The sequence below is a fragment of the Corynebacterium wankanglinii genome (genome assembly GCF_013601005.1).
GTDB classification, from domain to species: Bacteria; Actinomycetota; Actinomycetes; order Mycobacteriales; family Mycobacteriaceae; genus Corynebacterium; species Corynebacterium wankanglinii.
The window spans coordinates 154,159-168,123 of sequence record NZ_JABFED010000005.1 but is presented as its reverse complement, the minus strand read 5'-3'; the positions used below and the strand labels follow the sequence as shown (position 1 = coordinate 168,123).

15 protein-coding genes are annotated in these 13,965 nt (G+C 65.1%); 3 read left to right on the top strand and 12 right to left on the bottom strand.

Features of this window, described 5'->3' with window-relative positions; genetic code table 11:
- Nucleotides 1–98: 98 nt before the first annotated feature.
- The gene (locus tag HMA55_RS11560; protein ID WP_374680606.1) at nt 99–314 is read right to left on the bottom strand and encodes a YPDG domain-containing protein; all 216 of its coding nucleotides are present in this window, start codon (nt 312–314) and stop codon (nt 99–101) included.
- 35 nt (nt 315–349) lie between these two features.
- The gene (locus HMA55_RS08175) at nt 350–1,639 is read right to left on the bottom strand and encodes an adenylosuccinate synthase (protein WP_181192555.1); all 1,290 of its coding nucleotides are present in this window, start codon (nt 1,637–1,639) and stop codon (nt 350–352) included.
- Nucleotides 1,640–1,691: 52 nt separating this feature from the next.
- On the opposite strand from HMA55_RS08175, the gene HMA55_RS08170 reads away from it, so the two are divergent.
- Both HMA55_RS08170 and HMA55_RS08165 read left to right on the top strand, forming a co-directional pair.
- The gene (locus HMA55_RS08170) at nt 1,692–2,486 is read left to right on the top strand and encodes a hypothetical protein (RefSeq protein WP_181192554.1); all 795 of its coding nucleotides are present in this window, start codon (nt 1,692–1,694) and stop codon (nt 2,484–2,486) included.
- Between the two features lie 326 nt (nt 2,487–2,812).
- Entirely contained in the window at nt 2,813–3,667 is an 855-nt protein-coding gene (locus HMA55_RS08165; protein ID WP_181192553.1) for a PRC and DUF2382 domain-containing protein, read from the top strand.
- A gap of 112 nt (nt 3,668–3,779) precedes the next feature.
- Here HMA55_RS08165 and HMA55_RS08160 read toward each other — a convergent pair whose 3' ends face one another.
- The 8 genes from HMA55_RS08160 to HMA55_RS08125 form a co-directional block, all read right to left on the bottom strand.
- On the bottom strand, nt 3,780–4,952 hold the full coding sequence (locus tag HMA55_RS08160) for an FUSC family protein (protein WP_181192552.1): 1,173 nt from the start codon (nt 4,950–4,952) through the stop codon (nt 3,780–3,782).
- Between the two features lie 109 nt (nt 4,953–5,061).
- Nucleotides 5,062–6,096, bottom strand: coding sequence for a class II fructose-bisphosphate aldolase (gene fbaA, locus HMA55_RS08155; protein WP_181192551.1), 1,035 nt, complete (start codon nt 6,094–6,096; stop codon nt 5,062–5,064).
- A gap of 61 nt (nt 6,097–6,157) precedes the next feature.
- Nucleotides 6,158–7,354: a glycoside hydrolase family 76 protein gene (locus HMA55_RS08150; RefSeq protein ID WP_181192550.1), complete on the bottom strand. Its 1,197-nt coding sequence runs from the start codon at nt 7,352–7,354 to the stop codon at nt 6,158–6,160.
- A 230-nt stretch (nt 7,355–7,584) separates the two neighbouring features.
- The gene (locus HMA55_RS08145; protein ID WP_181192549.1) at nt 7,585–8,238 is read right to left on the bottom strand and encodes a TrmH family RNA methyltransferase; all 654 of its coding nucleotides are present in this window, start codon (nt 8,236–8,238) and stop codon (nt 7,585–7,587) included.
- Entirely contained in the window at nt 8,231–8,758 is a 528-nt protein-coding gene (pyrE, locus tag HMA55_RS08140) for an orotate phosphoribosyltransferase (RefSeq protein WP_181192548.1), read from the bottom strand. The genes HMA55_RS08145 and pyrE overlap by 8 nt, the downstream gene beginning before the upstream one ends.
- 2 nt (nt 8,759–8,760) lie before the next feature.
- Nucleotides 8,761–9,711: a type III secretion system chaperone family protein gene (locus tag HMA55_RS08135; RefSeq protein ID WP_181192547.1), complete on the bottom strand. Its 951-nt coding sequence runs from the start codon at nt 9,709–9,711 to the stop codon at nt 8,761–8,763.
- A gap of 33 nt (nt 9,712–9,744) precedes the next feature.
- Nucleotides 9,745–10,587 (bottom strand): sulfurtransferase, encoded by an 843-nt coding sequence (locus HMA55_RS08130; RefSeq protein WP_181192546.1) that lies wholly within the window; start codon nt 10,585–10,587, stop codon nt 9,745–9,747.
- Nucleotides 10,588–10,608: 21 nt separating this feature from the next.
- Nucleotides 10,609–11,022 carry a DUF4265 domain-containing protein gene (locus HMA55_RS08125; protein ID WP_181192545.1) on the bottom strand — a complete coding sequence of 138 codons (414 nt, stop codon included), beginning with the start codon at nt 11,020–11,022 and terminating at the stop codon, nt 10,609–10,611.
- Nucleotides 11,023–11,083: 61 nt separating this feature from the next.
- On the opposite strand from HMA55_RS08125, the gene panB reads away from it, so the two are divergent.
- A complete protein-coding gene (panB, locus tag HMA55_RS08120) occupies nt 11,084–11,902 on the top strand; it encodes a 3-methyl-2-oxobutanoate hydroxymethyltransferase (protein ID WP_181192544.1) in 819 nt (272 codons plus the stop codon).
- On the opposite strand, the gene panC is transcribed toward panB, so the two are convergent.
- Both panC and adhP read right to left on the bottom strand, forming a co-directional pair.
- Nucleotides 11,899–12,729 (bottom strand): pantoate--beta-alanine ligase, encoded by an 831-nt coding sequence (gene panC / locus HMA55_RS08115; protein ID WP_181192543.1) that lies wholly within the window; start codon nt 12,727–12,729, stop codon nt 11,899–11,901. The genes panB and panC overlap by 4 nt on opposite strands.
- Nucleotides 12,730–12,748: 19 nt before the next feature.
- Nucleotides 12,749–13,780, bottom strand: a complete 1,032-nt coding sequence (gene adhP, locus HMA55_RS08110) for an alcohol dehydrogenase AdhP (protein WP_181192542.1) — start codon at nt 13,778–13,780, stop codon at nt 12,749–12,751.
- Nucleotides 13,781–13,965 lie beyond the last annotated feature (185 nt).

Below are 13,965 nucleotides of genomic sequence, written 5' to 3'. Positions count from 1 at the left end.
CTTTTTCGTTACAACACACTTTTCAGCGGGGCTGAAAAGGCGCCACCCCCGCCTCATGTGAGCAGGAGACGGGGGCGGCGCGGGTGATGTGCGTTTAGCTAACGCGCAGCGGGCTTACTTCTTCTCGGAAGAGCCAGCCTCAGTTCAACCGGAACCGTGATCTCGTCACCCGGCTTCGCATCCTCCGGAACCTTCACTGTGACTTCACCGGTATCCGGATCAACAGTCACACCTTCGGGCGCATTCTCACCTGGGGTGAACTCCGTGCCCTCCGGAGCCGTCGTGTCCTTGCCGTCCTTGTCCTTGAAAGGGATAGCCGGCGAAGCTTTCGTCGCTAGGCAAGAGCTGTTTACCGCTCCATCACGTCGTGGCGCACGATGGTCTGGTCGCGGCCGGGACCCACGCCAATGTAGGAGATGGGCGCACCGGAGAGCTCCTCAAGCCGCAGCACGTAGTCCTGCGCCTTCTGCGGCAGCTCGTCGAACGTGCGGCACTCGGTGATGTCCTCGTCCCACGCCGGCATGGTCTCGTAGATCGGCTCGGCGTGGTGAAAGTCGGTTTGGGTCAGCGGCATCTCGTCGAAACGTGTGCCGTCGACGTCGTAGGCCACGCAGATGGGGATCTCGCCGATGCCGGTGAGCACGTCCAGTTTGGTCAGGAACAAGTCGGTGAAGCCGTTGACGCGGGAGGCGTAGCGCGCGATCACGCTGTCGTACCAGCCGGTCCGGCGCACACGCCCGGTATTTACACCCACCTCACCGCCGGTGACCTGGAGGAACTCGCCCCACTTGTCAAAGAGCTCGGTGGGAAACGGGCCGGCGCCCACGCGGGTGGTGTACGCCTTAATAATGCCCAGCGAGGCCGTAATACGGGTCGGGCCAATGCCCGCGCCCACGCACGCGCCACCCGCGGTGGGGTTGGAGGAGGTGACAAACGGGTAGGTTCCGTGGTCCACGTCCAGCATGGTGGCCTGGCCGCCCTCCATGAGCACGTGCTTGCCCTGGTCCAACGCGTCGTTGAGCACCCGCTCCGCGTCGATGACCATGGGCGCAAGCCGTTCGGCGTAGCGGCCGAAGTAGTCCATCGTCTCTTCCACGCTGATCGCGCGGCGGTTGTACATCTTCACCAGCATCTGGTTTTTCACGTCCAGTGCGGACTCGATCTTCTGGCGCAGAATAGATTCGTCGAACACGTCCTGGACGCGCAGACCAACGCGTGCGACCTTGTCGGCATAGGTGGGGCCAATGCCGCGGCCGGTGGTGCCGATGGCACGCTTGCCCAAGAAGCGCTCCTGCACGCGGTCCAGCTGCTGGTGGTACGGGGCGACCAGGTGCGCATTCGCGCTCACTTTCAAACGCGAGGCGTTGGCGCCGCGGGCCTCCAGCCCGTCGATCTCCTCGAACAGCGCCTCCAGGTTCACCACCACGCCGTTGCCCAGGATCGGGGTGGCGTTTTCAGAGAGCACGCCGGCAGGCAGAAGTTTCAGCTCGTACTTCTCCCCGCCCACAACAACGGTGTGGCCCGCGTTATTGCCGCCGTTGGGTTTGACCACATAATCGACTTTTCCGCCGAGGATGTCGGTTGCCTTGCCTTTGCCCTCGTCGCCCCACTGGGCGCCCACGATGATGATGGCGGACATCGGATACTCCTTATATACGGCGCAATATCGGCCATATTGTAGCGTGAGCGCCATGCGGCTCATCCACTGCGCTTGCGGCGAGGCACCGGCCATCCCGGGTGCCTTCCGCGTCGACCTCCCCCACCACCCCGGCCAGAAGGAGCTCCGCTTCCTTACGGACATCGCGCGGGAAGTTCTGCCCGTGGACCCGACGCCGTCGCTCGAAGACATCCAGTCCAACCCGGCCGTCTCCCACCTGGGCGAGCCCGAGTTCGCCCCGCAGCACCCCAGCGAGCCTGTCCGAATTGTTGTCTCCGGCGACGACCGCGCGCTCGGCCTTGTCCTCACCCGCCTCATGCGGGCCGATGTGATGTGGGTGGAGGTCGCCTACGTGCCCGTCGATAGGCAGTCGCCCGCCGCACTCGTGTGGGGAGCAGGTGACGCCGCGCGCGCGGTTGAGGGGGCAGTGCGCCCGATCCCGTGCGTGCGCACGGACTTCGGCGAGGTGGTCGCAGGCTCCGCGGAGCTATGGACCGGTAACGGCTCCGCCCCCTTCACCGGCGAGGTCGTCGTGGACTCAGAGGTGCTCGTCGGTGGGTCCGAGTACGGCGCGCGTCTTGTACCCACGGTTGACGCCCCCGGCCTTGTCGCGATCCCGTACATCAGCCCGCTGGTGCCCACGCGCCGCTTCCTGCGACGCCAGCCGGTGCGTCGCACCGACGCTTCCCGCGTCCTCGCTGGTCGCGCTCTGCAGTCCGGGGGTGAGGAGATCAATGTGCTTATCGACGGCATTCTGCGTCCCCGCCCCGTCCAACGCGTCACCTTTTACCGCCACCTCCGCGACATTCAGAGCGTCCGCGCGGCCTGAAAATCCAAACGTGATTTATATCACAGTGTGATTTTTGAGGCGTTTGGTTAGCGAATCGTTACCTCGCCGCGATAGCAAAGTGTTGTAGTCCTTTACGTTTTGCCAAGCGCTGCGTTGGAAACATGCACGTCAGGGGGTGGGGGGCATGGCTACCGGAAAGTGCCAGGTTTGTCGCCCAAACATCTGTTCGAAACTGTTAAGTTGAACGTTTGTCCACACGCGGGCCCCGGTGCTTGCCTAAGTTCGTGGGTGTTCCCGCAACAACCGGCAATCCGGGATTGCGGAAGCGCAACAAATTTACTAGCCGAAATCTTTAAGGAGAAATTATGGCTGACTTCAACCGCATCGAGGACCTTGCTAACGCAACCGCAGTCGATGTCAACGGCGACAAGGTCGGTGGCGTCAAGGACGTTTACGTTAACGACACCACTGGCCAGCCGGACTTCGTGTCCGTCAACCACGGCCTGTTCGGTGGCGGCGACTCCATCGTTCCGCTGCGTGGCCACACCCTGCGCGACGGCGAGCTGCACCTCGCTTTCCCGAAGGAGCGCATCGAGGACGCTCCGGATCTGGACGAGAACGGCCACCTCACCACCGAGGACCAGGAGGCGTTCTACCGCCACTACGGTCTTGAGGGCACCCAGGACGTGACCACCTACGAGACCGACAACCGCACCGCACAGGCCGGCGCTGCTGGCACCGGTGCTGCTGCAGGCGCTGGCTACGCAGCTGGCGAGCGCGAGGTTGAGACCGACCGCCGCGACGTTGTCGAGGGTGACCGCCGCGACGTTGCTAACAACGACGAGATCGTCCGCTCCGAGGAGCAGCTCAACGTCTCCAAGGACCGCGTTGAGACCGGCCAGGTCCGTCTGCGCAAGTACGTTGTGAACGAGACCGAGACCGTTGAGGTTCCGGTTGAGCGCGAAGAGGTCCGCGTTGTCCGCGAGCCGATCACCGACGCTGACCGCGCTAACTACGACGGCACCATCGGCGAGCAGGAAGCATCCGTCACCCTGCACGAGGACCGTGTGAACGTTTCCAAGGAGTCCGTCCCGGTGGAGAAGGTTTCCCTGGAGAAGGACACCGTCCAGGACACCGAGCGTGTTTCCGAGGAGGTCCGCAAGGAGCGCTTCGAGACCGACGGTGCGGTCGAGGGCGACCTGCGCGACGAGAACCGCTAAGCATTCGGCGCTGACGCGCTAACGCATTCACCCCGGCTGGAACAGCATTCCAGCCGGGGTTTTGCTGTGCCCGGGTAGTGGGAGGCGAAGGTCGTCGATAGGCGGGAGCCGCTTAGTCGAAGTCGAAGCTCTCCGGCTCCACTCGCGGGGTCGAGGAGGTCGGCGCAAGGGCGGCGAGGGCCGACTCGTGGGACATGCCGCAGACCATGAGCAGGTCCACGGTGAGCGAACGCGTCTGTGCGAGGATGGCGTAGGCGGACAACACGCCGTCTTCGGGGATGACATCCATACCCGCTTGTTGGGCCACCTGGCGTAACTCGTTGACGCAGTGCGGAATCACGGTGGCCTGGGCGACGCGGGAGTTGACGTCGTAGACCTCCGACAGCTCCAAACAAACCTGAGAGAGGGAATCCAGGAGCTCGATCTGCGCGGGGGTGGCGGAATCGTTGTCGTCTGCAAGCACCCGCGCCCGGCGGGCGAGGACGCGCGCCGAGCGCACAGCATTGTCGACGGGGGGAATGACGCGTGCGAGCGAGTTGATGTAGCGGCGCGTGCCCCACAGGAACGGGGAGACGCGGGAGGCCTCCTCGCCGGACTTGATGGCGGCCGCGAGATCGTCAATGCCGGTCTGCGTGCCGCGGATCAGCTCGAGCGCCTCGTCGATGACCGCCGGGTTGTTGTCGCGGAGGCCATCGGACACATCGTCGAGCACCGACGACATGATGCCCATGACCTTCGACACCTCAGCGCGGGCAGACTGCATCGGCGCCTGCGGGATCAACGCGATAGTGACCATAGCGACCGCGCAGCCGATCAGCGCGTCCACGGTGCGGTCGATGCCCGTGACCTCCGCGCCCGGCGGCATGATCGTGGCGATGAGGATCGCGCCGATGGCGGCCTGATTATTCACCAGGATGGAACTAGAGAAAAAGGACGCGATGAGCAGCGAGCCGGCGACGATGACCGCGATCTGCCAGCCGCCGTCGCCCAACCTGTAGAAGATGAGGTCGCCCACCAACACACCAAGGACGCAGCCCAGCGCCATGTCCACAGATTTGGAGATACGGTCTCCGCCCGTCATGCCGATGATGATGACCACGCTGATCGGGGCGAAGAACGGGCGCGGGTGCCCCGCGACGTCGTGAGCGAGGAAATACGCCAAGCCGGAAGCAAGGCCGATCTGCATAATCGGCAGCAGGCGCTTTTGTACCCGTTTCACGCGCGCATGCACGGATTTGTCCACCAGCTGGAGGCGCTCCCGCGTGCTCATTCTCTGTTTTGCCATGGTTAGACAGTCTAGGCCGATGGGCTACGGCGGCGGAGGGCGCGGACGGGGCGGGCACGAAAAGAACCCCCGGGGGTGGGCCGGAGGTTCGTCGATAAGCAGGCGGCGCTTACTTGGACACGGACTTGCCCACGGAGTGGAGGTCCTGGCACGCCTCGATGACGCGCTCGGACATGGCCTGCTCGGCCTTCTTCAGGTACGAGCGCGGGTCGTAGGCCTTCTTGTTGCCCACCTCACCGTCGATCTTCAGCACGCCGTCGTAGTTTTCAAACATGTGGGACGCGACCGGGCGGGTGAACGCGTACTGGGTATCAGTGTCCACGTTCATCTTGATCACGCCGTAGCGCAGCGCCTCCTCAATCTTCTCCTTCTCGGAGCCGGAGCCGCCGTGGAAGACGAAGTCGAAGGGCTGGGCGCCCCCGTCCAAGCCGAGCTTACGAGCGGCGACCTTCTGGCCCATGTCCAGCACCTCCGGACGCAGCTTCACATTGCCCGGCTTGTACACGCCGTGGACGTTGCCGAACGTTGCGGCCAGCAGGTAGCGGCCGTTCTCGCCGGTGCCCAGAGCGTCGACGGTCTTCTCAAAATCCGCCTCGTTGGTGTACAGGTTTGCGCCGGCCCTCGCCTCAACGCCGTCCTCTTCGCCGCCGACGACACCGATCTCCACCTCGAGGATGATGTTCGCGGCGTGGGCCTTAGCCAAAAGCTCCTGGGCGATCTCCAGGTTCTCGTCAATCGGCACAGCGGAGCCATCCCACATGTGGGACTGGAACAGCGGCAGCTCGCCGCGGTCCACACGCTCCTGCGAGATGGCGATGAGCGGACGTACGTAGTCGTCCAGCACTTCCTTTTGGCAGTGGTCAGTGTGCAGCGCGATGTTGACGTCGTAGTGCTGCGCCACCTCGTGCGCGAACGCCGCCAGCGCCTTCGCGCCCGCAACCTTGTTCTTCACGGCCAGACCGGAGCCGAACTCAGCGCCGCCGGTGGAGAACTGGATGATGCCGTCAGACTCAGCCTCCGCGAAGCCCTTGATCGCGGCATTGATGGTCTCCGAAGATGTGCAGTTGATCGCCGGGAACGCGAAGCCGCCCTTCTTGGCGGTGTCAAGCATCTGGTTATAGACCTCGGGGGTTGCGATAGGCATGGGATCCTCCTGCTAACGGGTATCGGGTACGGCTTTCAGTTACGCACCCAGTATGCCCCTTTTACCCCTGCGCCGCAGCCACCCTCGCCGCCGCCTCCAGCAGCATCCAGCCGGACAGCTGCACGGAAAGGTCGCGCTCGTCGATGCGCACCAGCCCCACCGCCTCGCTTATCGACGACGGCCCGAGCCCGTAATTGTGCGGCAACCTCGCGTCCTGGGTCCACTCCGCCGCGAACACAGGCAGGCCGTCCACTTCAAGGCGGTGCGACCACAGCGACTCCGCCGACTGCATAACTAGTCGCGCCGCGATCTTTTTGGTGGCGATGTTCTCCTTCGAGTCTTCCGGGAGCCTCTCGGCCACCTCCGCCAGGTAACGCGCGAGGATGCCCTTGAACAGGCCCCCGTCGCCCTCGCCCGACTCCTCCGGCGGACTGAGCAGCACACCCTGCGGCGTGGCCATGTGCAGCGCGACCGCCTGCACGATGGCGCGGATGTGCGTGATGTAGAACATGGACGCGTCCGCGCGCTCCGAATATTCGAAGGAATCGATCTGCTCATCGGGCGCCAACCCCACGTCTTCGCGCAACGCCAACGCGATCTCAAGGCTCGCCCCGAGCGCGGTGCCCTGGTTATAGGTATAAATCTTATCGACGACCTCCGGTCCCCCCATACGCATCCGAATCCCGTCGTTGAGTAGCCCATCCTCCCGCACCAGGTTGTCGAAGATCCAGTCCACGATCTCCCTGGCCTTATCCAACCTTCCTGTGCGCGCGAACAGCAGCGCCGCGGTGGCGTTGGAGGGCACGTTGTAAAACGTCTCGCCAGTTCGCCACGGGAGCACACCGGTGACGGGATCGATGCCGGCGAGCAGGTCAAACTCCAGGTCGTCCAAGTGACGGTTGCGCTTGATGCCGTCCAGGTGGATCGCCCGATTCCACGCGAGGGCGAGCCACGCCTTGTCATCGTAATGAACATTGGTGAGCAGCTTGCCGCGGTTGCGGCGCTGAATCCCGCGGAGCGTGTCTGCGATCCGCCGGCGGCGGGTCTTCGTGGCCCGCCGAATCGCCGCATCCACCTGGCAGTCCACATACTGGGCCTGCCACCAGTAGTGCCAGTGCCAGAACACCCGGTCTTTCGGCCCCGGCGGCCACGCCACCACCGCGAGGTTCGTCTTGGGCATACCCCAAAGCTTCTGCGCGTGGCGCTCTGTAACGGCAGATTCAGCCAGGTCGGCGCGGTGCGCCCACGTTTCCGGCACGGGGTGTCTCCTCAGGGGTCAAACGGTTCGTATATATATTGCCAGAGGTGTCGATTTCGTTTCACTGGTTTTGCGGGTTTTCGAGTCTTTGACGTCCGTGGGTGGCCCGCTGCGAAGACGTGCGCACGATTTGACATTTGACGCGGCCGTCCAAGTATAAACCCGCAGGCAGCAGACTTATAGCCCGGTCCGCATGTGAAATCGTGCGCACCCCGGGCCGGAGTTGGCCCCTACCACGCCTGGGACAGGTCCGCGTGCTGGCGGATCCAGGCGTGCATGGCGATACCGGCGGCCACGCCCGCGTTGATGGAGCGTGTCGATCCGAACTGGGCAATGGAACAGGTCATCACCGCAGCCTCCTGGGCTGCCTCGCTCACGCCGGGGCCTTCCTGCCCGAACAGCAGAACGCACTCGCGCGGCAGCTCCGCGGTCTCCAGGGGCACTGAGCCAGGCGTGTTGTCAATGGCCACCACCGGCACGCCCTCCGCGACGGCCCACCGCATCAGGTCCGCGACCGTGTCATGGTGGCGGATGTGCTGGTAGCGGTCCGTCACCATCGCGCCGCGCCGGTTCCAGCGTTTTCGGCCCACGATGTGCACCTCCCGCGCCAAAAACGCGTTGGCGGTGCGCACCACGGTGCCGATGTTCATGTCGTTTTCGAAGTTCTCGATAGCCACATGAAACGGGTGGCGGCGGGTATCCAGGTCGGCCACCACGGCTTCGAGGGACCAGTAACGGTAGGCGTCAACAACGTTGCGGCGGTCGCCCTCCTCCAAAAAGGTGGGGTCGTAGCGGGGGTCGTCGGGCCACTCACCCTCCCAGGGGCCAACGCCGTGTCGGCCTTCGTTCCATTCGGTGGGGCCGCGGAGCTCGTCGTTAGGCAAGGCCCAAGTCTTCGAGTCCGAGGAGGTAGCGGTACTCCAAGCCAGCCTCGTGCAGAACCTGGTCGGCGCCGGTCGCGCGGTCCACAACGGTAGCCACGGCGACCACCTCCGCGCCCTCTTCGCGGCAGGCCTCGACGGCTGTCAGCGGCGAGTTGCCAGTAGTGGTGGTGTCCTCGACCACCAGGACGCGCTTGCCCTTGATCGACGGCCCCTCGATGCGCCGCTGCATCCCGTGCTTCTTGGCCTCCTTGCGCACCACAAACGCGTCGATTGGGCGGCCCTCGGCATGCATGACCGCGGTGGCGACGGGGTCTGCGCCCAACGTCAGGCCGCCGACTGCGTCGAACTCCAGGTCGGCGGTGAGCTCACGCAGCAGCGCGCCGATGAGCGGGCTGGCCTCGTGGTGCAGCGTCGCGCGGCGCAGGTCCACGTAGTAGTCCGCCTCCTTGCCGGAGGACAGCGTCACCTTGCCATGCACCACGGCAAGCTCTTTGACCAGTTCAGCGAGTTTTTCCTTCATGTTTACTCCTGTTCGTCTTCGTCGAAAATCGAGCTCGGGCCCTGCACCCGGCGCACGCGGGTGAGGTCCACCACGTGGCGTTCGTCGCCCGCGATGGCCTCTACGTCGTCGCCGCCCAGCTCTTTCTCGTCCACCTCGCCCCGCACGCCGCCGGTGGTCCGCGTGGGCAGTTCCACGGGGTCCTCGGGGCGCTGCATCACCGGTTCGAGGTCAGGCTGGGGCTCCGCCGCGGGCTCAGCACCGGGGATGTCGCGGGTGGGGTACGGCAGGACGAGCGGCGCGTCGTCCACAGGCGGCAGTACTCGCGCAGCATCCGCGAGCAGCGCCAGCGGCGCTAACGTGGCGTCCCACTCCTCCGGCCCGGCTTCGCGGGTGAGCTGCGCGATGACCCACGCGCCCTCGAACCACACGGTTTGCACGGCGGGTGGCAGCTGCTCGAGCGCAGTGAGCACTCGCCTATCGACGAACCTCCGGCCCGCCCCCACCTCCGTAGCGAACCCCACAAACCCGTTGTACAGATCCAGCTTCACCAGGTCGTCGGACCCCTCCGCGGTGAAACCCTCCCTGCGGAAATCCACCACCGCGCGGGTTTCCGCACCGGTACCCATGGCAATCACGGTGGATTCCCCCAGGTCCGCGACGTGAGCATCGTGCCCGTATGCGCTGCCGGTGACGACGTTGCGCGCACCCGCTCCCCCAGCGGCGGCACCACGGGACCACTCGCTGGCCAGCAGATCATCCGCGGCCTCGAAGGAGTAGCCCCGGTCGCGGGCCCAGGTGCGGCGGGCGCGTTTGCCCGGCGCCCGGGTCTTGGCGGGTGTGTCGGACGGTACGTCACCCACCTTCCTCGCGGGCGCCGCCAAGCTGCCGGAGCGCTCGCGCGCATCCGACGCGAACAGCGCCACAGCGCCCAGCAGCGCCGCAAGTGCGAGAAGAAACAACAGGGTGACCATCGCGGACTATGCTACCGCGCGCCCCGACACGGCCTAGATATCCGTGGCCACCTGGTTGTCCGGGTTGGCGCTCCACTGCGACCAACCGCCGACGTAGTGCGTGAGCAGAGGCAGACCCGCCTGCTCCATCGCAGCCAGCAGGAGTGCGGAGTGGTTGCCTGAACCGGAATAGGTGATCACGCTGGCCGGGTCGGTGTTTTGGGTGACGCCGAGCCGGGCAAAGCGATCTCGGACGACATCGCCGTCCTTCACCTTGCCTGTTTCCTGGTCGAAGAGGTCGTTCACGGGCAGGTTCTGGGCCCCGGGAATGTGGCCCGCGCGCAAATCTAGAATCTCGCGGCGGCCTTCGAAACGGCGGGCACCCCTGGCGTCGATAAGCAATCCCTCAAATGCTCTCACGTCGTCCATGGTGGCGGCGGGGAGACTACCTGCAGCGAGCTCAATCTCGCGCGGGACGACGAGCCCGCCAGGGCCTGCGACAGTGGGCAGACCCTCGCGGTCCCAGGCCGCGAAGCCGCCGTCGAGGATGCGCACGTCCTGCACACCCGCCCACCGCAGAATCCACCACGCGCGGGCAGCGAAAAGGCCGTTCCCACCGTCGTAGATGACAACCGGGCGCCCGGCCTCGACACCCCAGCTCGCGGCCGCTTTGCTCACCGTATCGATGCTGGGCATCGGGTTGCGCCCGACCTTCCGGCCCGGCATCCCGGCCAGTTGCGCAGAGGGATCGCAGTACAGAGCCGTCGGAATGTGCTCGGACTGGAACTTCGACCACGCTTTGCCTTCTTTCGGCTCCCACAGCGCGGCGATGATGGTCTGTTTCTGGCCAGCCTGGATTCGCTCGTTGAGTTCAGCGGCGGAGACAAAGACGCTCATGGCCGCAAGTGTAACGGGGATTTACGCCATGTACCCGGGAGCGAGCTGGATCGCCCCCTGCTCCTCAAGGCCAGCGAGCCACTCCGTAATACCCTCACGAGGACAGTCCGCGCCAATGCTGGCGGCCAGCATCCCGCCCGGGCCGAGCTCCACCCGGCAGCCGAACGCGAGCAGCGTGCTGGCAATTTCATCGGTGCTCTCGTCTTCGGGCAATACCCGCACCGTCGACGCGCCGCCCCGCACTACCACGGTGTCCACGTGAAACGCCCCGCCGACCGTCACACACTCCACGATGTCGCCCATCGCAAGCGCCGTATCGACGAACGGAACGCTCGCCACCACAAAGTGATTCTGCCCAATCTGGTGCGCCTGCAGCTGCTCGCTTTCGACGCCGGGGACAGCAACGCGGGTGAGGATCGTGGTGGTTGCTTGCATAAGCGGCAGTGTAAACGCTTCAGAGTGCCGGGTGGGCACTGGCGGGGCCTAGACTGCAAGCGTGACTGGTTACCTTGCTCCCACGAAGAAAGTGCGGGTCGCGGACCTTGCACGGAAGAAAGCCGACGGGGAAAAGTGGGCGATGCTCACGGCGTACGACTACGCCACAGCCCGCGTGTTTTCCCAGGCCGGCATCGAGTGCCTGCTGGTCGGCGACTCTGCCGCAAACGTGGTCTACGGCTACGACACCACCAACCAGGTCTCCGTGGACGAGATGGCCTATTTGGGCGCTGCGGTCGTCCGCGGCGCCGGCAATGCCCTGGTAGTGATGGACCTGCCCTTCGGCAGCTACGAGGCCAGCGACGAACAATGCGTGCGCACCGCCACCGAACTAGTGCACCGCACCGGCGCCCACATGGTGAAACTGGAGGGCGGGCAGCGTATCGCCCCGCGCATCCGTGCACTCAAAGACGCAGGGTTGGCGGTGTGCGCCCACGTCGGGTTCACCCCGCAGTCCGTGGACAACTTAAGCGGGTTCAAGGTGCAAGGCCGCGACGCCGGGGCGGAGCGGCTGCGGGTGGACACCCAGGCCGTCGTCGACGCCGGCGCCGACATGGTGGTCTTCGAGATGGTGCCCGCGGAGTTGGCAGCCGAGCTCACCGCCGAAAGCCCCATCCCCACCATTGGCATCGGCGCAGGAAGCGGTACCGACGCGCAGGTGCTGGTCTGGCACGACATGGCGGACTTTCCCGCAGGCGACCACAGGGCAAAGTTCGTGCGCCGCTTCGGCACTGTTGGCGAAGACTTGGCAGCCGCCGCCGCGGAGTACAAGCGCGCGGTGCACCAAGGCGAGTTCCCCGGCCCCGAGCACGCGTTCTAGTTTGTGGGGGCTTCTACCTCGATCGGGGCGTTATCCAGCAGCCGCGTTGTGCCCACCTTCGCGGCCACCAACATCCGGGCAGGGCCGGTGTAGCCGACGGGCAATTCGGAGAGGTCCGGCGCGGTGGTGACGAGGTAGTCGAGGTGGAGGCCTTCGGTGGCGTCGAGAAGCTGGCGCGCCTTGGCGAGGCTGCCGGTTGCTAGCGCCCGCGGGATGGCCAGCGCGGTGGCGCGCTCCGCGGCGGAGAGGTAGCGGTTACGCGAGGACAGCGCGAGGCCGTCGGCATCGCGCACAATCGGGCAGCCGTGGATGCGCACAGGCAAATGCAGGTCATCCACCATCTGCCGGATCAGCACCAGCTGCTGGTAATCCTTCTCACCGAAAAACGCGTCAGTGGCGCCGGTGAGGTTGAACAGCTTCGCCACCACCGTCAGCACACCCGCGAAGTGGGTCGGCCGAGTTTTGCCTTCTAACACCGACCCCAGCGGGCCCGGGTGGACCGTGGTGCGCGGACCGTGCGGGTACATCGTCTCGGGCGTTGGTGCGAACACGGCGGCAACGTCCTCCGCCTCGAGTTTGGCCACGTCTTCCTCCAACGTCCGCGGGTACGCATCCAAATCCTCACCCGGCGCGAACTGCAGCGGGTTGACGAAGATGCTTACCACCACGGGGTTGCCGAGTTTGCGCGCTTCACGCACCAGGGTGAGGTGGCCTTCATGAAGCGCGCCCATGGTGGGAACGAGGGAGACGGGGCCCTGGCTGGCGCTTTCGCGCGTGGCAGCCAGGGCCTGTTGTAGTGCTTCCGGGGTATGAACAACTTCGGTCATTCCCCGATTATCTCGCTGATTAGTACTTGATGGAGATCCGGCCGGCGATTTTGCCGTTCCGCATGTCTTCGAAGACATCATTGATGTCGTCAAGCTCGCAAGCAGTGACGTGCGGCTTGACCTTGCCACGGGCGTAGAAGTCGATCGCCTCCGCCATGTCCTGGCGCGTGCCAACGAGCGAACCCTTGATCGTGATGCCGCGCAAGACGATGTCGAAAATCGGTGCCGGGAAGTCCCCCGGCGGCAGGCCGACAAACACGATGGTTCCGTTGGAGCGGCACATCGCGATGGCTTGGCCGAACGCATCGGTGTGCACGGCAGTGACGAGGATGCCGTGGGCGCCGCCGCCGGTGAACTCCTGAATCGCCTCGCCGGGATCCGTGGTAGCCGCGTTGACGGCGAACTCAGCGCCGAGCTCCTTGGCCAGTTCGAGTTTGTCGTCGGCGATATCTACCGCGATGACACGCATGCCCATTGCGACGCCGTACTGCACCGCCAAGTGGCCGAGACCGCCGATACCGGAGATGACCATGAACTCGCCCGGCTTCGTGCCAGTCTCCTTCAGCCCCTTGTAGACGGTCACGCCCGCGCACAGGATCGGAGCGATCTCTACCGGATCCGCGCCCTTGGGGATGCGCGGTGCATAGCGGGTGTCCACCAGCATGTACTGGCCGAACGAGCCGTTTACCGTATAGCCGCCGTACTGAGCCTGCTTACAGTAGGTTTCGCGACCGGTACGGCAGAACTCGCACTCGCCGCAGGCAGACCACAGCCAAGCGTTGCCCACCATGTCGCCGACTTCGACCGAGTGTTCGCCCGGGCCCAACTCGACGATCTCGCCGACACCCTCGTGCCCGGGGACGAACGGCGGCTGGGGCTTGACTGGCCAATCACCTTCAACGGCGTGGAGGTCGGTGTGGCACACGCCGCTGGCGTGCAGCTTCACCAGCGCCTGGAATGGGCCCGGGGTGGGCAGATCAATCTCTTTGACGTTGACAGTCGAACCGAATTGCTCGGCGACGGCTGCTCTCATTTCGGTTGGGGTGGACATGGAGCGCTCCTTTCCAGCGAACCGGGGGTACGCCTTCAACATACCTTTTATTGGGCTGGTCAGGAGCAGTTTTCGGGAGGAGGATGCTTACTCCAGGATGCTTACCGGGGCTAGATGCTTACTCCAGGGTGCTTACTCCTCGACGTCCCGATTTTGGGCCCCATTCATCGACGGCGGGCAATAAG